The organism is Enterobacter sp. E14S (assembly GCF_055666685.1).
Window position 1 is genome coordinate 19,543 of record NZ_JBVODQ010000007.1, and the last position, 22,875, is coordinate 42,417.

Below are 22,875 nucleotides of genomic sequence, written 5' to 3' on the forward strand. Positions count from 1 at the left end.
GATGAGTACTTTTTCTACCCCTGTAGTCACCGCCATGCAGATCGTTCCGGTTGCGGGCCATGACAGCATGCTGATGAACCTGAGCGGCGCGCATGCGCCATTCTTCACCCGCAATATTGTCATTATCAAAGACAATTCCGGGCATACGGGCGTGGGTGAAATTCCGGGCGGGGAGAAGATCCGCCAGACGCTGGAAGATGCCATTCCGCTGGTCGTGGGCAAAACGCTGGGTGAGTACAAAAATATCCTCAACACCGTGCGCAACACCTTTGCCGATCGCGATGCCGGAGGGCGCGGCCTGCAGACCTTCGACCTGCGCACCACCATTCACGTGGTGACCGGGATTGAATCCGCCATGCTGGATCTGCTGGGTCAGCATCTGGGCGTTAACGTTGCGTCGCTGTTGGGCGAGGGGCAGCAGCGCAGCGAAGTGGAAATGCTGGGCTATCTGTTCTTTGTCGGCGACCGCAGGCTGACGCCGTTGCCTTATCAGAGCCAGCCGGATGAACAATGCGACTGGTACCGACTTCGCCACGACGAGGCGATGACCCCGGATGCGGTGGTGCGCCTGGCGGAAGCCGCGTACGAAAAATATGGCTTTAATGATTTCAAACTGAAGGGCGGCGTGCTGGCCGGTGAGGAAGAGGCCGAAGCCGTCACCGCGCTGGCAAAACGTTTCCCGCAGGCGCGCGTGACGCTGGATCCGAACGGCGCGTGGTCGCTTGATGAAGCGATCAAAATTGGCAAGCAGCTGAAAGGCGTGCTGGCGTATGCGGAAGATCCGTGTGGGGCTGAGCAGGGCTTCTCGGGCCGTGAAGTTATGGCGGAATTCCGTCGCGCCACGGGGCTGCCGACCGCGACCAATATGATTGCCACCGACTGGCGTCAGATGGGGCACACCCTGTCATTGCAGTCCGTCGATATTCCGCTGGCTGACCCGCACTTCTGGACGATGCAGGGGTCGGTGCGCGTGGCGCAAATGTGTCACGAGTTTGGCCTGACCTGGGGCTCGCACTCTAATAACCACTTCGACGTGTCGCTGGCGATGTTCACGCACGTTGCCGCCGCCGCGCCGGGCACGATTACCGCTATCGACACGCACTGGATCTGGCAGGAAGGTAATCAGCGTCTGACTAAGCAGCCGTTTGAGATCAAAGGTGGCATGGTGCAGGTGCCTTCCACGCCGGGGCTGGGGGTTGAGCTGGATATGGACCAGGTCATGAAAGCCCATGAGCTGTATCAAAAACACGGTCTGGGCGCGCGCGACGACGCGATGGCGATGCAGTATCTGATCCCCGACTGGACATTCGACAATAAACGCCCGTGCATGGTACGATAAACGCATTGGGACCGCTCCCATTGGCGGTCTTTTACGTGTTGTATGCTTAACGTAACGACTATGCGTAAGGATGGCTTATGAAAATTGTTATCGCACCGGACTCGTATAAGGAAAGTTTGAGTGCGCTTGAGGTTGCGACAGCGATAGAACGTGGTTTTCGCGAGATCTTCCCCGAGGCGGTTTACGTCAAACTGCCGGTCGCGGACGGTGGCGAAGGGACGGTTGAGGCGATGATCGCGGCAACGCAGGGACGCATTGTGCATGTTCCGGTGACCGGCCCGCTGGGTGAGCGCGTGGAAGGATTTTATGGCTTATCCGGTGACGAGCAGAGTGCCTTTATTGAAATGGCGGCGGCAAGCGGCCTGGAGCTGGTCGTTCCTTCGCAGCGTAATCCCCTGAAAACCACCTCCTGGGGCACGGGCGAACTTATTCGTCACGCGCTGGATGCGGGCGTTAAGCATATCATTATTGGCATTGGCGGCAGCGCCACCAATGACGGCGGAGCAGGGATGGTGCAGGCGTTGGGGGCAAAGCTGCTGGACGAGAGCGGCCAGCCCCTTGGTCAGGGCGGGGGCGAGCTGGGAAAACTCGCGCGTATCGACCTGAGCGGGCTGGACAGACGTCTGGCGGAGTGCCGGATAGAGGTCGCCTGTGATGTGACGAATCCGCTCACCGGTAAGGATGGCGCGTCAGCCGTATTTGGCCCGCAAAAGGGGGCCACACCCGAGATGATCGTCACCCTGGACAACGCGCTGGCGCAGTATGCGAGAGTCATTGCCCGGGATCTGGATATCGACGTGCTAAACCTTGCTGGCGGCGGCGCGGCGGGGGGCATGGGGGCCGCGCTGTACGCTTTTTGCGGCGCGCAGCTGCGCCAGGGCATTGAGATCGTGACCGATGCGCTACACCTGGCCGACCAGGTGGCCGATGCGGATCTGGTGATCACGGGAGAAGGCCGCATCGACAGCCAGACGATCCACGGCAAAGTCCCGGTGGGCGTGGCGAAAGTGGCGAAACGCTTTAACAAACCCGTTATCGGCATTGCAGGAAGCCTGACGGCGGACGTTGGCGTGGTACACGATCACGGCATTGATGCGGTGTTTAGCGTGATCTACACCATCTGCTCGCTGGAAGATGCGCTGGAAAATGCCAGCGAGAACGTCAGGATGACCGCCAGGAATATCGCGGCGGTGCTGAAAGTGGGGCAGGGAATGTAGTTCTCCCTCTCCCTGTGGGAGAGGGGCGGGGTGAGGGCATCAGGCCACACCCGCAATTGTAGGCCCGGTAAGCGTAGCGCCACCGGGCTTTTATCTCAGTTCCCCAACACCTTCATCGCTTCGCGCGTTACGTTATCCATCTCATCCAGCAGCTCCAGGAACTCCGGTTCAAGCTCCGATTCCGGCGTGCCGGCACGCAGCTGCTGCTCCAGCAGCTGGCAGAGGTTTTTCAGCCGCGGCACGCCGCTGTACCCGCAGCTGCCGTGCAGCTTGTGGATTGCTTCCAGCAGATCTTCCGGGTTTTCACCCACCAGCTGCTCTTCCACCTTATTGCGATTTTCCGGCAGAAACGCGACCAGCATTTGCAGCATTTCGCGGGCCAGGTCGGGTTTACCTGCCGCCTGGCGCAGGGCAAGCTGCCAGTCAAAGGTCGCGTTCTGGTTAACGCTGATTTCAACCGGCTCGCTGGAAACCGTGTACGTCCCGCCAATATGACCCGGCTTATAGCGTAACAGCAGGTTGTGAAGTTTCTCTTCATCGATGGGCTTCGCCAGATAATCATTCATTCCGGCGCTCAGCAGCTTCTCTTTCTGTCCGGCCATCGCGTGCGCGGTGACCGCAATGACCGGAGTTTGCTGCTGATGCGGCAGCTGGTGGATCAGCTCGCAGGCCCGAATGCCATCCATGCCCGGCATCTGTATATCCATCAGGATTAAATCGAACTGCATCTGCTTCGCCTGTTCAACCGCCTGCGCGCCGCTGGTGCAGAGCTCAACGTGCTGAACCTGGTCTTCAAGCAACGCGCCAATCAGCTTCAGGTTGGCCGGATTATCATCCACCGCCATCACGCTCATCGGCAATTTTTGCTCATCGTTAATCAGCGGGAGAGCATGTTGGCTAAGACGGCAATACTCCGTGAGCGCGGGCAGCAGGCGGGTAGAGGTGAGCGGCTTCAGCAGACACGCGGCGGCTCCGTCGTTTTCAACTCCTCCGCATTAATCTGGGCGTGGCAGGGTAGCGCCAGCAGCAGATAGTCGGTCATTGAGGCGGCTTTCGCCAGCCGCTCCTGCTGCATGGTCAGTTCGCCGGTGAAGGTGACCGGAATCCCCATCAGCAGAATGTCGTAGTGCTCAACGGCAAGGGCCGAGAAGGTTGGGCTATAGACCACCTCCAGCGGCGTGGTGCTTAAAATATCGAGCGCACACTGCGCTGCCGCCGCGTTAGGTTCGACGTAGGCCAGACGCTTGCCTTTCAGACAGTCCGTTACCGGGCCATCGGTTAGCACGTTCGGGTTGAGGTCCAGATTAATGTGGAACCAGAAGGTTGAGCCGCGGTTCGGCTGGCTGTGGAAAGAGATATCGCCGCCCATCTCGTTCACCAGGCGCTGAGTGATCACCAGCCCCAGGCCGGTACCGCCATGACGGCGGGAGATACTGGCGTCCGCCTGACGGAACGCCTGGAACAGACGCGACTGATCCCGCTCAGGAATACCGATGCCGGTATCGCGGATCTGGACTTCAATCTGCACCTTATTGCTGCTGATGGAGCGTTTTTCTACCAGAATGTCGATGTTACCGCTTTCGGTGAATTTAATCGCATTCCCGACAAGGTTGGTAATGACCTGCTGCAGACGCAATGGATCGCCAATAACGTTATCCGGCACGTCGTTTTTAATATTGAGCGTCAGCTCAAGGCCTTTGTCGTGCGACGAGTGCGCGAGCAGCGTCACCACCTCATCGAGCGTACTGCGCAGCGGGAACGGAATGCTTTCCAGGATCAGCTTGCCCGCTTCCAGCTTGGAGAAGTCCAGCACGTCGTTGATAATCGCCAGCAGGTTGTTGGCCGAACGTTCAATGGTGTGCAGGTGATCGCGCTGAGTCGGGTTGAGCTCGCTTTTCAGCGTCAGGCGGGTAAAGCCGATCACGCCATTGAGCGGCGTACGCAGCTCGTGCGACATATTGGCCAGGAATTCCGACTTAATACGTGCCGCTTCCTGGGCGCGCTTTTTCGCCAGATCCAACTCAACGTTCTGGATCTCCATCTGCTCCAGCGTTTCGCGCAGGTCGGACGTGGCCTGGTCAACGTTGTGCTGCATCTCTTCGTGGTACGCCGCCAGCGACATGGCCATCGAGTTGATGCCGTTTTTCAGCATATCCAGCTCGCCCAGCATAAACCCTTCCACCCGGCTGTCGAGCTGTCCCCGGCGGATGCGGTCAACCGTATTAACCATGTTGCGGATGGGGCCCGTCACGTCGCGCATCAGGCGCCAGCCGAAGATCAGCGCAATGCCGATGCAGAACAGCATCATCACGCCAGAGATGAAAATTTCTTTGTACTGCTGTAGCCGGACCGACTTGAGATCCAGCTCCAGCGCCACGTATCCCAGCATATTGTTGCTGGATTTGGCGTCCGACTGCGCAGACTCATCGGGGGAATAGCTTTCCGATACGATCGGCGTGCGAAGGATCATGATATCGCCGCGCCGCAGTACGGTGAGGTGGCGCGGGAACGGCGTACCGTCCGGGATCTTCAGGGCCGCCGGATCGAGATGAAAATTCGAGGTGACAAACAGGCGGTTATGTTCGTCGTAAACGGAAATGGCGCGTACGATGTCCGAGTGGCGGCGGTGGAGTACGCTGATTAACTGACCAATGGATTCGCGGTTTTGCAGGTTCATGCCGTACTCGCTGGAAACGGCAAGCGGTTCGATAATGCTGGCGCCTGCATCCTCCAGCTGTCGCTGCAAATCGTTATAGCGGTGCACCACAAAGAAGATACTCAGCAGCAAACCGATGAGAACGGTGGGGGCGAGGATCAAAATCATCATGCGCGCGCGCAGGCTGTAGTTGGTCATGGCGTTCCGTTATGGGACAATTAAGATAATTATGTTTATGTGAGAAAAATCTCGGCGATGGCGCAATTCTACTCTGCAAAGCGACGCGTGACGACGCGTCAAATCATTACTGTTGAAGCCACGGACCTCGATCCGTTTGGTCAGGGAGTGGCACGTCACAACGGTAAGGCTCTGTTTATAACAGGTTTACTGCCAACAGAACGAGCAGAAATTACGCTGACGGAAGATAAACGCCAGTTCGCGCGCGGACAGGTTAAGCGTCGCCTCAACGATAGCCCGGAGCGCGTGAAGCCCCGCTGCCCACATTTTGGCGTTTGCGGGGGCTGCCAGCAACAGCATGCGAGCACAGAATTACAGCAAAAAAGCAAAAGCCGCGCGCTGGCGCGTCAGCTTAAACACGACGTTAACGAAATTCTCGCCGATGTGCCCTGGGGCTATCGTCGACGCGCGCGCCTGAGCCTCAGCTATCAGCCAAAAACGGCTCGGCTGGAGATGGGGTTTCGCAAGGCCGGTTCCAGCGACATCGTCGATGTGCAGCATTGCCCCATTTTGGTGCCCCATCTTGAGGCATTGCTTCCGGAGGTGCGCATTTGTCTCTCCGGGCTGGACGGCGTTCGCCACCTCGGGCATGTCGAACTGGTCATGGCAAACAATGGTCCGCTGATGGTCCTGCGCCATACCGCGCCGCTGTCGAAAAAAGATCGCGAAAAACTGGAACGCTTTTCGCATTCCCACGACCTGGCGCTTTTCCTTGCACCACAAAGCGAGATACTTGAGCAGGTTACCGGTGAGGCGCCCTGGTATGCGTCAAACGGGCTACGCTTAACGTTCAGCCCGCGGGATTTCATTCAGGTGAATGATGGCGTTAACCAACTGATGGTTGAGAAAGCGCTGACGTGGCTGGATGTTCAGAAAAGCGATCGGGTGCTCGACCTGTTCTGCGGAATGGGCAACTTCACGCTGCCGCTGGCGCGAAAAGCGGCCAGCGTCGTCGGCGTGGAAGGCGTTGAGGCGCTGGTGGCTAAAGGGCAGGAGAACGCGCTGCAGAACGGCTTGCAAAATGTGACATTCTTTCTTCAAAATCTTGAGGAAGATGTCACCCAACAGCCGTGGGCAAAACAGGGCTTTGATAAAATTTTGCTCGACCCGGCGCGTGCCGGTGCCCCGGGTGTGATGGCACATATTATTAAACTCGCGCCGAAGCGTGTGGTCTATGTTTCCTGTAACCCGGCAACGCTTGCCCGGGACAGCGAGGCATTAATCAGCGCGGGTTACCAGATTCAGCGTCTGGCAATGCTGGACATGTTCCCGCACACTGGACATCTGGAATCGATGGTGTTGTTCGAGCACATCTAATTTGTTTGGCTTGTCGACTTCGACAGGCCCAGGTCCCTAAAGGAGAGGACAATGGTTGCGGTAAGAAGTGCACATCTCAATAAAGCTGGGGAATTTGACCCACAAAAATGGATCGCAAGTCTGGGAATTTCCAGCCAGCAGTCGTGTGAACGCTTAACCGAAACCTGGGCCTATTGTCTGCGCACTACGCAGGGGCATCCGGATGCCGATCTTCTCCTGTGGCGCGGCGTGGAGATGGTGGAAATCTTATCCATGCTGAACATGGATATTGAAACGCTGCAGGCCGCGCTTCTCTTCCCCCTCGCGGATGCGGACGTGGTCAGCGAAGACGTGCTGCGCGACAGCGTCGGGAAATCCGTCGTCGCGCTGATCCACGGCGTGCGCGATATGGCGGCCATTCGCCAGCTGAAGGCCGCGCACACCGATTCCGTCTCCTCAGAACAGGTCGATAACGTTCGCCGGATGCTGCTGGCCATGGTGGATGATTTCCGCTGCGTGGTCATCAAGCTTGCCGAGCGGATTGCCCACCTGCGTGAGGTGAAGGATGCGCCGGAAGACGAGCGCGTGCTGGCGGCTAAAGAGTGTACAAATATCTACGCGCCGCTGGCGAACCGCTTAGGGATTGGTCAGCTGAAATGGGAGCTGGAAGATTACTGCTTCCGCTATCTGCACCCGGCGGAATATAAACGTATTGCCAAACTCCTGCACGAGCGCCGTATCGACCGCGAGCACTATATCGAGGAATTTGTCGGCGGCCTGCGGCAGGCGATGAAAGAAGAGAACGTGCGCGCCGAAGTCTACGGCCGGCCTAAGCATATCTACAGCATCTGGCGCAAAATGCAGAAGAAACACCTCGCCTTTGACGAGCTGTTTGACGTGCGCGCCGTGCGTATCGTGGCGGAGCGTCTGCAGGACTGCTACGCCGCGCTGGGGATAGTACACACTCACTTCCGTCATCTGCCCGATGAGTTCGATGACTATGTCGCCAACCCCAAACCGAACGGCTATCAGTCTATCCATACCGTTGTGCTTGGCCCTGGCGGCAAAACGGTCGAGATTCAGATCCGCACCAAACAGATGCACGAGGACGCCGAGCTGGGCGTAGCCGCGCACTGGAAATACAAAGAAGGCACGTCCGGTGGAGCGCGTTCTGGCCACGAAGACCGCATTGCCTGGCTGCGCAAGCTGATTGCGTGGCAGGAAGAGATGGCCGACTCCGGCGAGATGCTCGACGAAGTGCGCAGCCAGGTCTTTGACGATCGCGTGTACGTCTTTACCCCAAAAGGTGACGTTGTCGACCTGCCGGCGGGCTCTACGCCGCTCGATTTTGCCTACCACATCCACAGCGATGTGGGGCACCGCTGCATTGGGGCGAAAATTGGCGGACGTATCGTACCGTTCACCTATCAACTGCAGATGGGTGACCAGATTGAAATCATTACCCAGAAGCAGCCCAACCCGAGCCGTGACTGGCTTAACCCGAACCTGGGCTACGTCACCACCAGCCGAGGGCGCTCGAAAATTCACGCCTGGTTCCGTAAACAGGATCGTGACAAGAACATCCTTGCCGGCCGCCAGATCCTCGACGACGAGCTGGAGCATATCGGGATAAGCCTGAAAGAGGCGGAGAAATTCCTGCTGCCGCGCTACAACTTTAACGAGCTTGACGAGCTGTTAGCGGCCATTGGCGGCGGTGATATCCGTCTGAATCAGATGGTGAACTTCCTGCAGGCGCAGTTCAATAAGCCAAGCGCGGCAGAGCAGGACGCGGCGGCGCTGAAGCAGCTGCAGCAGAAAACCTACGCGCCGCAGCAGCGCAGCAAAGACAACGGCCGCGTGGTGGTTGAAGGCGTAGGTAACCTGATGCACCACATTGCCCGCTGCTGTCAGCCTATTCCGGGCGACGATATCGTCGGCTTTATCACCCAGGGACGCGGGATTTCGATTCACCGTTCCGACTGTGACCAGCTTGCCGAGCTGCAGTCGCATGCGCCGGAGCGCATCGTGGAAGCGGTTTGGGGTGAGAGCTATTCCGCCGGCTACTCGCTGGTGGTGCGCGTCACTGCCAACGACCGCAGCGGCCTGCTGCGCGACATCACGACCATTCTCGCCAACGAGAAGGTCAACGTCCTGGGCGTCGCCAGCCGCAGCGATACCCGCGAGCAGCTTGCCACCATCGATATGACCATCGAAATCTACAACCTGCAGGTGCTGGGCCGCGTGCTTGGCAAACTGAACCAGGTGCCGGATGTGATTGACGCGCGTCGTCTGCACGGCGGTTAAACACACTCTTCTGTAGGCCGGGTAAGGCTTTGCCGCCACCCGGCTTGTTTTTTTAATGGAAAACACTATGACTCAAATCGACCGCCTGCTCGGCATCATGAAACGCCTGCGCGACCCGGAAAACGGCTGCCCGTGGGACAAAGAGCAGACTTTCGCCACCATCGCGCCTTATACCCTCGAAGAAACCTACGAGGTGCTGGACGCCATTTCCCGCGAAGATTTTGACGACCTGCGCGGCGAGCTGGGCGACCTGCTGTTCCAGGTGGTGTTCTATGCTCAAATGGCGCAGGAAGAGGGGCGCTTTAACTTTGACGATATCTGCGCTGCCATCAGCGACAAGCTGGAGCGTCGTCATCCCCATATCTTCGGCGATGCCACCGCAGGGAACAGCGCCGAGGTGCTGGCCCGCTGGGAGCAGATCAAAAGCGCCGAGCGGGCGGAAAAATCCCAGCACTCGGCGCTGGATGATATTCCGCTGAGCCTGCCCGCGCTGATGCGCGCGCATAAAATCCAGAAACGCTGCTCCGCCGTGGGTTTTGACTGGACCTCCCTCGGCCCGGTGCTGGATAAAGTGCACGAAGAGATTGACGAAGTCATGCACGAAGCGCAGCAGGCGGTGGTGGATGAAGCAAAGCTTGAGGAAGAGATGGGCGACCTGCTGTTTGCAGCCGTCAACCTTTCTCGCCACCTGGGTGTAAAAGCGGAAACCGCCCTGCAAAAAGCTAACTTAAAATTCGAACGACGCTTTCGCGAAGTTGAGCGGATTGTCGCCTCGCGAGGCCTGGAAATGAGCGGAATTGACCTCGAGGCAATGGAAGAAGTCTGGCAGGAAGTAAAGCGCCAGGAATCTGATCTCTAACGAGATTTTGCGATCAAGCGCAATTTGTGTGATTTTTTAAATGACAAGCGCTTGATTTGCGTCAAAAACATTTACCCAAAAGGGGCTATTTTCTCACTCCTTATGTTTGTCATGGCCTGGAATGGAGACGGAGAATGAAAGTTTGTGGCGCTCGCCGTGTTCGGGTATACTACTTTCCCGTCCTGGTTATTCCATCGTTTCACCCTAACTTCTCAGGTTCAGCATGACAACGAACTATATTTTTGTGACCGGCGGGGTCGTATCCTCTCTGGGTAAAGGCATTGCCGCAGCCTCCCTCGCAGCCATTCTTGAAGCCCGTGGCCTCAATGTGACCATGATGAAACTGGATCCGTACATCAACGTCGATCCGGGCACCATGAGCCCAATCCAACACGGGGAAGTGTTCGTTACTGAAGACGGCGCTGAAACCGATCTGGATCTTGGCCACTACGAGCGTTTCATCCGCACCAAAATGACCCGTCGTAACAACTTCACGACTGGCCGCATCTACTCCGACGTTCTGCGTAAAGAGCGCCGTGGTGACTACCTGGGTGCAACCGTTCAGGTTATCCCGCACATCACTAACGCAATCAAAGAACGCATTGTTGCGGGTGGCGAAGGCCACGACGTGGTGCTGGTAGAAATCGGCGGTACCGTGGGTGATATCGAATCCCTGCCATTCCTGGAAGCGATTCGTCAGCTGGCGGTAGATATCGGCCGTGAGCACGCGCTGTTCATGCACCTGACTCTGGTGCCGTACATGGCCGCCGCTGGTGAAGTGAAAACCAAGCCGACTCAGCACTCTGTGAAAGAGCTGCTCTCTATTGGTATTCAGCCAGATATTCTGGTTTGCCGCTCCGATCGCGCGGTTCCGGCGAACGAACGTGCGAAAATTGCATTGTTCTGTAACGTGCCTGAAAAAGCCGTTATTTCAATGAAAGATGTCGATTCCATTTATAAAATCCCGGGCCTGTTGAAATCTCAGGGCCTGGACGATTATATTTGTAAACGATTCAGCTTGAACTGTCCGGAAGCGAACCTGTCTGAATGGGAACAGGTTATTTATGAAGAAGCCAACCCGGCAGGCGAAGTGACTATCGGTATGGTCGGCAAGTACATTGAACTGCCGGATGCCTATAAGTCAGTGATCGAAGCGCTGAAACACGGTGGTCTGAAGAACCGTGTTTCCGTGAACATCAAGCTGATTGATTCGCAGGATGTTGAAACGCGTGGCGTTGAAATCCTGAAAGATCTGGATGCTATCCTCATCCCTGGCGGCTTCGGCTACCGTGGTGTTGAAGGCAAGATCGCCACCGCGCGCTATGCGCGTGAAAACAATATTCCATACCTCGGCATCTGTCTGGGTATGCAGGTTGCGCTGATCGAATTTGCGCGCAACGTAGCGGGAATGGAAAACGCGAACTCTACGGAATTTGTGCCAGACTGTAAGTACCCTGTTGTGGCGCTTATCACTGAATGGCGTGACGAAGAAGGTAACGTCGAAGTCCGTACCGAGAAGAGCGATCTGGGTGGCACCATGCGTCTTGGCGCACAGGCCTGCCAGCTGTCTGACGATAGCGTGGTTCGCAAGCTGTACGGCGAGCCGGTGATCACCGAGCGCCATCGTCACCGCTATGAAGTCAACAACATGTTGTTGAAACCTATTGAAGCCGCGGGCCTGCGTGTTGCGGGCCGCTCCGGGGATGATCAGTTAGTCGAGATCATTGAAGTGCCAAACCATCCGTGGTTTGTCGCCTGCCAGTTCCACCCGGAATTTACTTCAACGCCACGTGACGGGCATCCGCTGTTTGCAGGCTTCGTGAAGGCCGCCAGCGATTACCAGAAGCGTCAGGCGAAGTAAAAAAAGTTAGAACGGCAACGCGTACCTTTGGTACGCGTTGTTTGTCTGGAGTTTTAGTTTAACTTGTACTGAGGAAAATCTAATGTCCAAAATCGTTAAAGTCATCGGTCGTGAAATCATCGACTCCCGTGGTAACCCGACCGTTGAAGCCGAAGTTCACCTGGAAGGTGGTTTCGTTGGTATGGCTGCTGCTCCATCAGGTGCTTCTACTGGTTCTCGCGAAGCGCTGGAACTGCGCGATGGCGACAAATCCCGCTTCCTGGGCAAAGGCGTACTGAAAGCGGTTGGCGCTGTAAACGGTCCTATTGCTCAGGCAATCCTTGGCAAAGACGCCAAAGACCAGGCTGGCATCGACAAGATCATGATCGATCTGGACGGTACTGAAAACAAATCTAACTTCGGTGCGAACGCAATCCTGGCAGTTTCCCTGGCGAACGCCAAAGCAGCTGCAGCTGCTAAAGGTATGCCACTGTTCGAGCACATCGCTGAACTGAACGGCACCCCAGGCAAATACTCCATGCCTGTACCAATGATGAACATCATCAACGGTGGTGAGCACGCAGACAACAACGTTGATATTCAGGAATTCATGATTCAGCCAGTCGGCGCGAAATCCCTGAAAGAAGCCGTACGTATGGGTTCTGAAGTGTTCCACAACCTGGCTAAAGTTCTGAAAGCTAAAGGTATGAACACTGCTGTTGGTGACGAAGGTGGCTATGCGCCAAACCTGGGTTCTAACGCAGAAGCACTGGCCGTTATCGCAGAAGCAGTTAAAGCTGCTGGCTACGAGCTGGGCAAAGACATCACCCTGGCGATGGACTGTGCAGCATCTGAATTCTACAAAGACGGTAAATACGTTCTGGCTGGCGAAGGCAACAAAGCGTTCACCTCCGAAGAGTTCACTCACTTCCTGGAAGACCTGACCAAACAGTACCCAATCGTGTCTATCGAAGACGGTCTGGACGAGTCTGACTGGGCTGGCTTCGCATACCAGACTAAAGTACTGGGCGACAAAATCCAGCTGTTGGTGACGACCTGTTCGTAACCAACACCAAGATCCTGAAAGAAGGTATCGAAAAAGGCATCGTTAACTCCATCCTGATCAAATTCAACCAGATCGGTTCTCTGACCGAAACTCTGGCTGCGATCAAAATGGCGAAAGACGCTGGCTACACCGCTGTTATCTCTCACCGTTCTGGCGAAACTGAAGACGCTACCATTGCCGACCTGGCTGTGGGTACCGCTGCAGGCCAGATCAAAACCGGTTCTATGAGCCGTTCTGACCGTGTTGCTAAATACAACCAGCTGATTCGTATCGAAGAAGCACTGGGCGAAAAAGCACCATACAACGGTCTGAAAGAGATCAAAGGCCAGGCATAATTGCTTAAGCCTTAAAATGAAAATGCCAGTCGAAAGACTGGCATTTTTTTTGCTATTTAAAATCGACCGCCATTTGCTCCGGAATGGTCAGCCCCTGGGTGGTTTGCACGCAGCGGGCGATATAATCCGTAAACCGGGGCGGCTTCGGCATCCCCATGCTCAGCAGCTTATCGTTGCTGAAGCGCACATTAAGCGTGGCAAACGCACCGTATAAACGCATGGCTTTCAGCATCAGACGTTCGTTGCACGGCCCAAAAATATGTTTCAGCTCACGGCGCATTCTGACCAGCGTTTCGTAGCTGACCTGCGCATATTTATCCCCGACGGGGGCTTTCTCCAGCGCCTGCGCCATTGCCTGATCGATATCCGCAAAGCGAACGCTGTTCTCTTCTCCCGCAGAAATGTGCACCACTTCTCCCGGACGAGCGTTGCTGTTGAGCAGCATTAACATCGCGTCGGCGCAATAATCCACCGGAACAACGTCGATCCTGTCTTCCATTGAGCACATAAACTTCTGCAGCATCAGGCCCATGCTAAAGACCCAGAAAATGCTGCTCGACGGCGTGCAGCCGTGACGGGTATGGCCGACGACGATGGACGGACGGGCGATGAGCAGCGGCAGGTTCGGACACTCCTGGCGCATCAGCTGTTCGATAGTTGACTTCGAAAACGTGTATTCCACCAGGTGTTCTGCATTCTCTCTGAACTCAGCGCTTTCGGCGACCAGTGAATCCTGCTCCGGCGTGCATGACATTGCGGTGCCGACGTGGAGGAAACGCTGCAGTCCTGTAACCTGCTCCATACGGCGCGCCAGCGCGAGCGTACCTTCAACGTTGACCTTCCAGATCAGCGGGTTATTACCAAATGAGGCGACGGCCGCACAGTTAACCACGTGCGTGACGCGATCCAGACGGGGATCGTTCAGGAAGGCATCCGGCTGGCTGAGGTCGCCAATCAGGATATTATCCACGCCCAGAGAGGCCAGTTTGTCCTCGGGAACGTTGAACTTGCGCATGTTCTCCAGCACGCGCTCCAGCCCGCTCTGCGGATCGCTGGCGCGCGCAAGCAAAAGGAGTTTTGCGGGTTGATCGCTGGTCAGGATTTTTTCAAGAACTGCACCGCCCAGAAATCCGGTCACGCCTGTAATCAATAACATCTTCATTAATACCGTCTCATTATGATTGATGAGGCGGATTGTAGGCGTGCAAAAGTAAACGGCATTTAAATAATAAAACGCCGAAATCAATGGCGTCTTAAGCTTATTTTAAGGAAAGGAAATCAGGTGGATATATTGGACAGTATCGCAAGGGTAAAAATTCACTCTATTAAAATTTAAATTTTAACTAATTGAATTTAAATGTTTTTATGGGGTCTGTGTGGAATGGTGAACGTAATTCAAAATGTAATAAATATAATAATTTGTTACACCAAACATTTATCGAATAAATGTTTTAAATACCACTTAACTCAAATCAGACAACATAAGTCGCAGGCCGATTTATTTAGCCTGCGAATTATTTTCAGAGCAAAAGGGGAAGCGTGGCGCTGGCTGTTTGCTGGCTAACGTCGCCGTAATGACCATCCAGCGCGATCATGGACGTGGTCAGCAGCTCGACCAGCAGCATGACTCCAACCTTAGCATTGAGCGCGCCCGCGCTAAGCGGCCCCTCTGGCTTGGCGGCCACCAGCTGCATGTCGCTCAGGGACGCCAGCGGGCTGCGGGGCGTATTGCTGAGAGCCAGTACCTTAACGCCACGTTTGCGGGCAAGCTTCACCACGTGGAGTAAATCCCGCGTTGAACCCGAGCTGGAGATAGCCACCACCAGGGTCTCTTTTGAAAGCGTTGACGCATTCATGGCCGCGCGGTGCATATCGCTAAACAGCTGTGCGGGTTTCCCCAGACGCAACAGCTTGTAATGCAGATACTCCCCGAGGATCGCGCTGGCCGCAACGCCATAAATCTGCACCGACTGCGCCTGATGCAGCGCCAGCGCGGCCTTTTCAAGCAGCGCGCGGTCGAGGAGCCTGGCGGTATCCTGCAAAGCCTGCACCGACTCATCCACGACGTTATCAATCTCATCCCCTGCCTGACGCGCGGGCTGGCCCTGCTGAATATCCAGCGCAAGCGCCATTTTAAATTCGTTATAGCCCTTGCAGCCCAGCGTCCGGCAAAGACGCGTGACGCTGGCCTCGCTGGTGTGGCTCTCGCGCGCCAGCTCGGTGATCGTCAGGTAGAGCACCCGGGCTGGATCGCTGATGACAAACTCACCGAGTTTTTGTTGTGTTGGGCTGTACCCGGAAGCCTCCTGGCGTAGCTTCAGCAGCAGGTTTTCATGGTCTGACATGCTCGATCCTTAATGCGTTTCTCTGCGACTAGTGTGGCGGAAAGCGGGGGAAAGATGCCAGTCATTTTGAAAAAGTATGATCGTCGTCCTGGTTTGTGATGATAATTTTCACTATTAAATATTTATGTGGTAAAAATTTTCATCGCTTAACGGGGAGATGAAAAAATGATGCAAATATTCAGTGGGGCTTCTTCAGGAGGATGGTTTGAAAAAGCGCAGCGCTTTGGCAAATCCTTTATGTTGCCGATTGCCGTGCTGCCCGCGGCGGGCCTGCTGCTGGGGATAGGCGGCGCATTATCGAATCCCAATACGCTGGCGGCTTATCCGTTTTTAGATGTGGGCTGGCTTCAGGCTATTTTCACCATCATGAGCAGCGCCGGTTCAATCGTGTTTGCAAACCTCTCGGTGCTGTTTGCGGTTGGGGTAGCCGTCGGGTTGGCAAAAAGCGATAAGGGCACGGCTGGGCTGGCGGCGCTACTCGCGTTTCTGGTGATGAATGCCACCATCAACGCGCTGCTGATCCTCACCGGCAAACTGGCGCATGAGAATCCGGGTGCAGTTGGGCAGGGCATGACGCTGGGGATCCAGACGCTGGAAACCGGCGTGTTTGGCGGCGTGGTGATTGGTCTGGTGACCTGCACGCTCCATCATCGGTTTAATAAAATTGCGCTTCCGCAGTTCCTCGGGTTCTTTGGTGGCTCGCGCTTTGTTCCCATCATCAGCTCGCTGGCGGCGATACTCGTCGGTGCGCTCATGACCGTGGTCTGGCCGCATTTCCAGAAACTGATTTTTGGTCTCGGCGGGCTGGTGGATGCCACCGGCTATCTGGGCACCCTGCTGTACGGCTTCATTTTACGCATGCTGGGCCCGTTTGGTTTGCACCACATCTTCTATCTGCCGTTCTGGACCACCGCGCTCGGCGGCAGCGAGATTGTCAACGGTCACCTCGTTGAGGGCACACAGCGGATCTTCTTCGCCCAGCTGGCCGACCCGAACACGCAGCATTTCTATGAGGGCACGTCCCGCTTCATGTCCGGGCGCTTTATTACGATGATGTTTGGCCTGCTCGGCGCGTGTCTGGCGATGTACCACACGGCAAAACCGGAGAACAAAAAGCGCGTTGCCGGGCTGCTGCTCTCTGCGGCGCTAACCTCGTTCCTGACCGGAATTACCGAGCCTATCGAGTTTTCCTTCCTGTTTATTGCGCCTGTGCTTTACGTCATTCATGCGCTGTTTGACGGGCTGGCGTTCATGCTTGCACATATGCTGCATATCACCATCGGGCAAACCTTCTCCGGTGGTTTTATTGACTTCGTGCTGTTCGGCATTTTGCAGGGAGAGGCCAAAACTAACTGGATGTTCGTTCCGCTGGTGGGCGTGCCGTGGTTCTTCCTTTACTACTTCACCTTCCGCTATCTGATTAACCGCTTTGATTTTGCCACACCGGGTCGGGAAAAGGAGGCGATGGTCAGTGAGGTGACCTTCTCGCAGAGCGAGCGCGCCGTTGCGGTGATCGCGGGATTAGGCGGAAAAGAGAATCTGGAAGAGGTGGACTGCTGCGCCACGCGTCTTCGCGTCACGGTGAAGGACGGCAGCAAAGTGAATGACGCGGCGCTGAAAGCCACCGGCGCGCGCGGCGTTATCGTGCGCGGTAACGGTGTTCAGATCATTTATGGCCCGCACGTCACGATTATCAAAAATGAAGTGGAAGAGATCTTATCGTAATGAAAACTGTACTGGATAACCTGAAGGGAAAACTGGTCGTCTCCTGTCAGGCGCTTGAGAATGAACCGCTGCACAGTCCGTTTATTATGTCGCGGATGGCGCTGGCGGCGGCGCAGGGCGGAGCCGCTGCCATTCGTGCCAACAGCGTGGTGGATATCGAGGCCATTAAGCAGCAGGTCTCTTTGCCTGTCATCGGCATCATCAAACGGGATTACCCGGACAGCGAGGTGTTCATCACCGCCACGATGAAAGAGGTGGATGAGCTCATGGCCGCCTCTCCGGAAATCATTGCGCTTGATGCGACGGCGCGGAAGCGTCCCGGTGGGGAATCACTGGAAACGCTGGTCACGCGCATTCGCTCACGCTATCCCGCGGTGCTGCTGATGGCGGATATTTCCTCCGTGGAGGAAGCCGTGACGGCGCAGGCGCTGGGCTTTGACTGCGTCGGCACCACGCTTTACGGCTATACGGCGGAAACGGCGGGTCATTCGCTTCCGGAAAATAACTGCGCGTTCCTGAAGGCCGTGCTGGCAGCCGTTACGGTTCCCGTGGTTGCCGAAGGCAACGTGGATACGCCTGAACGCGCGGCCAGATGTCTGGCGCTAGGCGCGCATACGGTCGTCGTCGGCGGCGCGATCACCCGTCCACAGCAAATTACCGAGCGTTTTATGGCGGCGATTGGCGCGCAAAGCACCGATGGAGCATGACCATCCGGCGGGGATCTGCGATACTTATCGTTTATCCCCTTTACTGAGATGACTATGCAGTACCCGATTAACGAGATGTTCCAGACCCTGCAAGGCGAGGGTTACTTTACCGGCGTTCCCGCTATTTTCATTCGTTTACAGGGATGCCCGGTTGGCTGTGCCTGGTGTGATACCAAACATACGTGGGATAAGCTCGCAGATCGGGAAGTGTCGCTGTTTAGCATTCTGGCGAAAACCAAAGAGAGCGATAAGTGGGGCGCGGGCAGTTCAGAAGATCTGCTGGCCATTATTGGTCGTCAGGGCTGGACGGCGCGCCACGTGGTGATCACCGGCGGTGAGCCCTGCATCCACGATCTGACGCCGCTGACCGAGCTGCTCGAAAAGAACGGCTACAGCTGCCAGATTGAAACCAGCGGCACCCATGAAGTGCGCTGTTCACACACCACCTGGGTGACGGTATCGCCAAAAGTGAATATGCGCGGCGGGTATGACGTGCTGTCTCAGGCGCTGGAACGCGCGGATGAGATTAAGCACCCGGTTGGGCGCGTGCGTGATATCGAAGCGCTGGATGAACTGCTGGCCACGCTGACGGATGAAAAGCAGCGCGTCATTGCGCTACAGCCGATCAGCCAGAAAGACGACGCGACGCGCCTGTGCATTGAAACCTGTATTGCGCGCAACTGGCGCCTGTCGATGCAGACGCACAAGTACCTGAATATTGCCTAAAAAAAAGCCCGGTTTAGCCGGGCTTTTTTTACTCCCCGCGATAGATACAGCCGGCGGTACAGGTCTCTTTGATCATCACCGCGCTCAGCAGCGGCACCAGCGGCTTCATCTGATCCCAAATCCATTTCGCCAGCACTTCGCTGGTCGGGTTTTCAAGGCCCGGGATATCATTCAGGTAGTAATGATCCAGACGATCGTAGGTCGGCTTAAACGCCGCCTTCAGCTCGGCAAAATCCATGATCCAACCGGTATGCGGATCAACTTCACCGGTGATCTCAAGACGCACCATGAACGAATGCCCGTGCAGACGGCCGCATTTATGCCCTTCAGGGACATGCGGAAGGTGGTGGGCGGCTTCGAAGGTGAAATCTTTAAACAGTGTGGTGGACATGATCGCTCTCAGTAATGCGGAAAAAACCGCCGCATAGTACCGGAAAGCACAATTTTTAGCATTAACTAAAACGGCTCTGAGGCCAGGCGTCTCGTTAACGGGCATTTTTTGTGGGTTTTATCGATAATTTTCAGTGGTTTAATTAATCGGTTTTATCGTTAAGTATGACAACTAAAACAGGTTAGTCCATTTGGTTATTTATTATTTCCATCCCTTCTTTAATTGTTATTATCCTCGCCGTTAACCTTATCTTCAGTTTGGATTTATTCGCTTAAAGTCCGCTTGGCTACTGGAACATAACGACGCATGACAACACAGGCCCCACCTTCAAATTTGCTTCCCCTGAACCCGGAGCAACTGGCGCGCCTTCAGGCTGCCACCTCTGATTTTTCTCCCACTCAGCTTGCCTGGGTCTCCGGTTATTTCTGGGGAATGCTCAATCAGCAGCCAGGCGCTGTGGCGGGTGCACCGGCAACGGCCGTTGAAATTCCGGCCATAACCCTGATTTCCGCCTCGCAGACGGGCAATGCGCGTCGCGTGGCCGAAGCGCTGCGTGACGACCTGCTGGCCGCTAAACTGAACGTGAACCTGGTCAACGCCGGGGATTATAAATTTAAGCAAATCGCGTCAGAAAAACTGCTGGTGGTGGTCGCCTCTACCCAGGGCGAAGGTGAGCCTGCTGAAGAAGCGGTGGCGCTGCATAAGTTCCTGTTCTCGAAAAAAGCGCCGAAGCTGGATGGCACGGCGTTTGCCGTATTTGGCCTTGGCGATACCTCGTATGAATTCTTCTGCCAGTCCGGTAAAGACTTCGACAGCAGGCTGGCGGAGCTGGGCGCGGAGCGCCTGCTGGACCGCGTTGACGCGGATGTCGAATATCAGACCGCCGCCGCCGAATGGCGTGCCCGCATCGTTGAGGTGCTGAAAGCGCGCGTGCCGAAAGAGACGTCGGCGCAGGCCGCGTTCACCGCGACGGGGGCCGTCAACGACATTCACACCAGCCCGTACACCAAAGAGGCGCCGCTGACGGCGAGCCTGTCGGTGAACCAGAAAATTACCGGACGCGACTCGGAAAAAGACGTGCGCCATATCGAAATCGATCTCGGCGACTCTGGCCTGCGCTATCAGCCGGGCGACGCGCTGGGTATCTGGTACCAGAACGATCCGGCGCTGGTGAAAGAGCTGGTTGAGCTGCTGTGGCTGAAGGGTGACGAGCCCGTCACCGTTGACGGCAAAACCCAGCCGCTTGCAGAGGCGCTGCAGTGGCATTTCGAACTGACGGTGAATACCCCGAATATCGTCGAAAATTATGCCACCTTAACGCGCAGCGAATCCCTGCTGCCGCTGGTGGGTGACAAAGCGAAGCTGCAGCATTACGCTGCGACGACGCCAATTGTCGATATGGTGCGTTTCTCTCCGGCTCAGCTGGATGCCGATGCGCTGATCGGCCTGCTGCGTCCGCTGACCCCGCGCCTGTACTCCATCGCCTCTTCGCAGGCCGAAGTGGAGAGTGAAGTGCATGTTACCGTAGGCGTGGTGCGCTATGACATCGAAGGCCTCGCCCGCGCGGGTGGGGCATCAAGCTTCCTGGCGGATCGCGTGGAAGAAGAGGGCGAAGTGCGCGTCTTTATCGAGCACAACGACAACTTCCGCCTGCCGGCGAACCCGGAAACCCCGGTCATCATGATTGGCCCAGGCACCGGCATTGCGCCGTTCCGCGCCTTCATGCAGCAGCGCGCGGCAGATGAAGCGCCGGGTAAAAACTGGCTGTTCTTCGGCAACCCGCACTTTACCGAAGATTTCCTCTACCAGGTTGAGTGGCAGCGCTATGTGAAAGAAGGCGTACTGACCCGCATCGATCTGGCCTGGTCCCGCGACCAGAAAGAAAAAGTATACGTACAAGACAAACTGCGCGAACAGGGCGCAGAGCTGTGGCGCTGGATCAATGACGGTGCCCACATTTATGTCTGCGGCGACGCCAATCGCATGGCGAAAGACGTTGAGCAGGCACTGCTGGAAGTGATTGCCGAATTCGGCGGTATGGATGCCGAAACGGCGGATGAATTTTTAAGTGAGCTGCGCGTTGAGCGCCGTTATCAGCGAGATGTCTACTAATGAGCGAAAAACATCCAGGGCCACTGGTGGTCGAAGGTAAACTGACAGACGCCGAGCGCATGAAGCTGGAAAGCAACTATCTGCGCGGCACCATTGCTGAAGATCTGAATGACGGTCTCACCGGCGGTTTCAAAGGCGACAATTTCCTGCTGATCCGCTTCCACGGCATGTACCAGCAGGACGATCGCGACATCCGCGCCGAGCGTGCCGAACAGAAGCTGGAGCCGCGTCATGCGATGCTGCTGCGCTGCCGTCTGCCGGGCGGGGTGATCACCACCAGGCAGTGGCAGGCCATCGACAAGTTTGCCGGTGAAAACACGATTTATGGCAGCATCCGCCTGACCAACCGTCAGACATTCCAGTTCCACGGCATTCTGAAGAAGAACGTCAAGCCGGTGCATCAGATGCTGCACTCGGTCGGGCTGGACGCGCTGGCGACCGCCAACGACATGAACCGTAACGTGCTCTGCACCTCGAACCCGTATGAGTCCCAGCTGCACGCCGAAGCCTATGAGTGGGCGAAGAAGATCTCTGAGCACCTGCTGCCGCGCACCCGCGCCTATGCGGAGATTTGGCTCGATCAGGAAAAAGTCGCGACCACGGACGAAGAACCGATCCTTGGCCAGACCTATCTGCCGCGTAAGTTTAAAACCACGGTCGTGATCCCACCTCAGAACGATATCGATCTGCACGCCAACGACATGAACTTCGTGGCGATTGCCGAAAACGGCAAGCTGATTGGCTTTAACCTGCTGGTGGGCGGCGGCCTGTCCATTGAGCACGGTAATAAGAAAACCTACGCCCGTACCGCGAGCGAGTTCGGCTTCCTGCCGCTGGAGCACACGCTGGCCGTGGCGGAAGCGGTAGTAACCACCCAACGCGACTGGGGCAACCGTACCGACCGTAAAAACGCGAAAACCAAATACACCCTGGAGCGCGTGGGCGTTGAGACGTTCAAAGAGGAAGTGGAGCGTCGCGCAGGCATCAAGTTTGAGCCGATCCGCCCTTACGAATTCACCGGTCGCGGCGATCGCATTGGCTGGGTGAAGGGTATCGATAATAAATGGCACCTGACGCTGTTTATTGAAAACGGCCGTATTCTGGATTATCCGGGCCGTCCGCTGAAAACCGGTCTGCTGGAAATTGCTAAGATCCATAAAGGCGAATTCCGCATTACCGCTAACCAGAATCTCATTATTGCCGGCGTGCCGGAGAGCCAGAAGGCGAAGATCGAGAAGCTGGCACGCGACCACGGGTTAATGGATGCGGTTAAGCCGCAGCGTGAAAACTCCATGGCCTGCGTGTCGTTCCCGACCTGTCCGCTGGCGATGGCCGAAGCGGAACGTTTCCTGCCGTCATTCACTGACAAAGTGGAGGCGATTCTGGAAAAACACGGTATTCCGGACGAGCATATTGTTATGCGCGTCACCGGCTGCCCGAACGGCTGCGGTCGCGCGATGCTGGCCGAACTGGGTCTGGTGGGGAAAGCGCCGGGGCGCTATAACCTGCACCTGGGCGGTAACCGTATCGGCACGCGCATTCCGCGTATGTTCCGCGAGAACATTACCGAGCCGGAAATCCTTGATTCCATCGACGAGCTTGTCGGGCGCTGGGCGAAAGAGCGCGAAGCGGGTGAAGGCTTCGGCGACTTTACGGTGCGTGCGGGCATCATTCGCCCGGTGCTCGATCCCGCAAGGGATTTCTGGGAGTAACCACGAGA

The 22,875-nt window shown here is 56.3% G+C and carries 14 protein-coding genes and 2 pseudogenes; 12 read left to right on the forward strand and 4 right to left on the reverse strand.

What is annotated here, in order from left to right:
* The first annotated feature begins 1 nt into the window (after position 1).
* A complete protein-coding gene (gudD, locus tag ACZ6J2_RS14910; protein ID WP_471726057.1) occupies positions 2 to 1,339 on the forward strand; it encodes a glucarate dehydratase in 1,338 nt (445 codons plus the stop codon).
* 77 nt (positions 1,340 to 1,416) lie between these two features.
* Positions 1,417 to 2,556, forward strand: a complete 1,140-nt coding sequence (locus ACZ6J2_RS14915) for a glycerate kinase (protein ID WP_471726059.1) — start codon at positions 1,417 to 1,419, stop codon at positions 2,554 to 2,556.
* Positions 2,557 to 2,651: 95 nt separating this feature from the next.
* Here the strand turns inward: ACZ6J2_RS14915 and barA are convergent.
* Positions 2,652 to 5,410, reverse strand: a pseudogene (gene barA, locus ACZ6J2_RS14920) (two-component sensor histidine kinase BarA).
* Positions 5,411 to 5,467: 57 nt separating this feature from the next.
* Here barA and rlmD point away from each other — a divergent pair.
* The 5 genes and pseudogenes from rlmD (at position 5,468) to eno (ending at position 13,149) form a co-directional block, all read left to right on the forward strand.
* Positions 5,468 to 6,766: a 23S rRNA (uracil(1939)-C(5))-methyltransferase RlmD gene (rlmD, locus tag ACZ6J2_RS14925; RefSeq protein ID WP_471726060.1), complete on the forward strand. Its 1,299-nt coding sequence runs from the start codon at positions 5,468 to 5,470 to the stop codon at positions 6,764 to 6,766.
* A 51-nt stretch (positions 6,767 to 6,817) separates the two neighbouring features.
* Entirely contained in the window at positions 6,818 to 9,049 is a 2,232-nt protein-coding gene (relA, locus tag ACZ6J2_RS14930) for a GTP diphosphokinase (protein ID WP_023309015.1), read from the forward strand.
* A gap of 67 nt (positions 9,050 to 9,116) precedes the next feature.
* Positions 9,117 to 9,908: a nucleoside triphosphate pyrophosphohydrolase gene (mazG, locus tag ACZ6J2_RS14935; RefSeq protein ID WP_471726061.1), complete on the forward strand. Its 792-nt coding sequence runs from the start codon at positions 9,117 to 9,119 to the stop codon at positions 9,906 to 9,908.
* A gap of 223 nt (positions 9,909 to 10,131) precedes the next feature.
* Entirely contained in the window at positions 10,132 to 11,769 is a 1,638-nt protein-coding gene (gene pyrG, locus ACZ6J2_RS14940) for a glutamine hydrolyzing CTP synthase (RefSeq protein ID WP_023309013.1), read from the forward strand.
* A gap of 82 nt (positions 11,770 to 11,851) precedes the next feature.
* Positions 11,852 to 13,149, forward strand: a pseudogene (gene eno / locus ACZ6J2_RS14945) (phosphopyruvate hydratase).
* A 52-nt stretch (positions 13,150 to 13,201) separates the two neighbouring features.
* Here eno and ACZ6J2_RS14950 read toward each other — a convergent pair.
* Positions 13,202 to 14,311, reverse strand: coding sequence for an SDR family oxidoreductase (locus ACZ6J2_RS14950; protein WP_471726062.1), 1,110 nt, complete (start codon positions 14,309 to 14,311; stop codon positions 13,202 to 13,204).
* A gap of 358 nt (positions 14,312 to 14,669) precedes the next feature.
* Positions 14,670 to 15,494 carry a MurR/RpiR family transcriptional regulator gene (locus ACZ6J2_RS14955; RefSeq protein WP_471726063.1) on the reverse strand — a complete coding sequence of 275 codons (825 nt, stop codon included), beginning with the start codon at positions 15,492 to 15,494 and terminating at the stop codon, positions 14,670 to 14,672.
* Positions 15,495 to 15,659: 165 nt separating this feature from the next.
* On the opposite strand from ACZ6J2_RS14955, the gene ACZ6J2_RS14960 reads away from it, so the two are divergent.
* The 3 genes from ACZ6J2_RS14960 to queE are packed head-to-tail and all read left to right on the forward strand — an operon-like array spanning position 15,660 to position 18,652.
* Positions 15,660 to 17,219, forward strand: coding sequence for a PTS transporter subunit EIIC (locus tag ACZ6J2_RS14960; RefSeq protein WP_471726064.1), 1,560 nt, complete (start codon positions 15,660 to 15,662; stop codon positions 17,217 to 17,219).
* A complete protein-coding gene (locus ACZ6J2_RS14965) occupies positions 17,219 to 17,926 on the forward strand; it encodes an N-acetylmannosamine-6-phosphate 2-epimerase (RefSeq protein WP_471726065.1) in 708 nt (235 codons plus the stop codon). Before ACZ6J2_RS14960 ends, ACZ6J2_RS14965 begins: the two co-directional genes overlap by 1 nt.
* A gap of 54 nt (positions 17,927 to 17,980) precedes the next feature.
* Entirely contained in the window at positions 17,981 to 18,652 is a 672-nt protein-coding gene (gene queE / locus ACZ6J2_RS14970) for a 7-carboxy-7-deazaguanine synthase QueE (protein ID WP_023333236.1), read from the forward strand.
* A 28-nt stretch (positions 18,653 to 18,680) separates the two neighbouring features.
* Here the strand turns inward: queE and queD are convergent, their stop codons facing one another.
* Positions 18,681 to 19,043 (reverse strand): 6-carboxytetrahydropterin synthase QueD, encoded by a 363-nt coding sequence (gene queD, locus ACZ6J2_RS14975; RefSeq protein ID WP_023309002.1) that lies wholly within the window; start codon positions 19,041 to 19,043, stop codon positions 18,681 to 18,683.
* A gap of 306 nt (positions 19,044 to 19,349) precedes the next feature.
* Between queD and cysJ the strand changes: the two genes are divergently transcribed.
* Both cysJ and cysI read left to right on the forward strand, forming a co-directional pair.
* On the forward strand, positions 19,350 to 21,155 hold the full coding sequence (cysJ, locus tag ACZ6J2_RS14980) for an NADPH-dependent assimilatory sulfite reductase flavoprotein subunit (protein WP_471726066.1): 1,806 nt from the start codon (positions 19,350 to 19,352) through the stop codon (positions 21,153 to 21,155).
* The gene (cysI, locus tag ACZ6J2_RS14985) at positions 21,155 to 22,867 is read left to right on the forward strand and encodes an assimilatory sulfite reductase (NADPH) hemoprotein subunit (protein WP_033146414.1); all 1,713 of its coding nucleotides are present in this window, start codon (positions 21,155 to 21,157) and stop codon (positions 22,865 to 22,867) included. Before cysJ ends, cysI begins: the two co-directional genes overlap by 1 nt.
* Positions 22,868 to 22,875 lie beyond the last annotated feature (8 nt).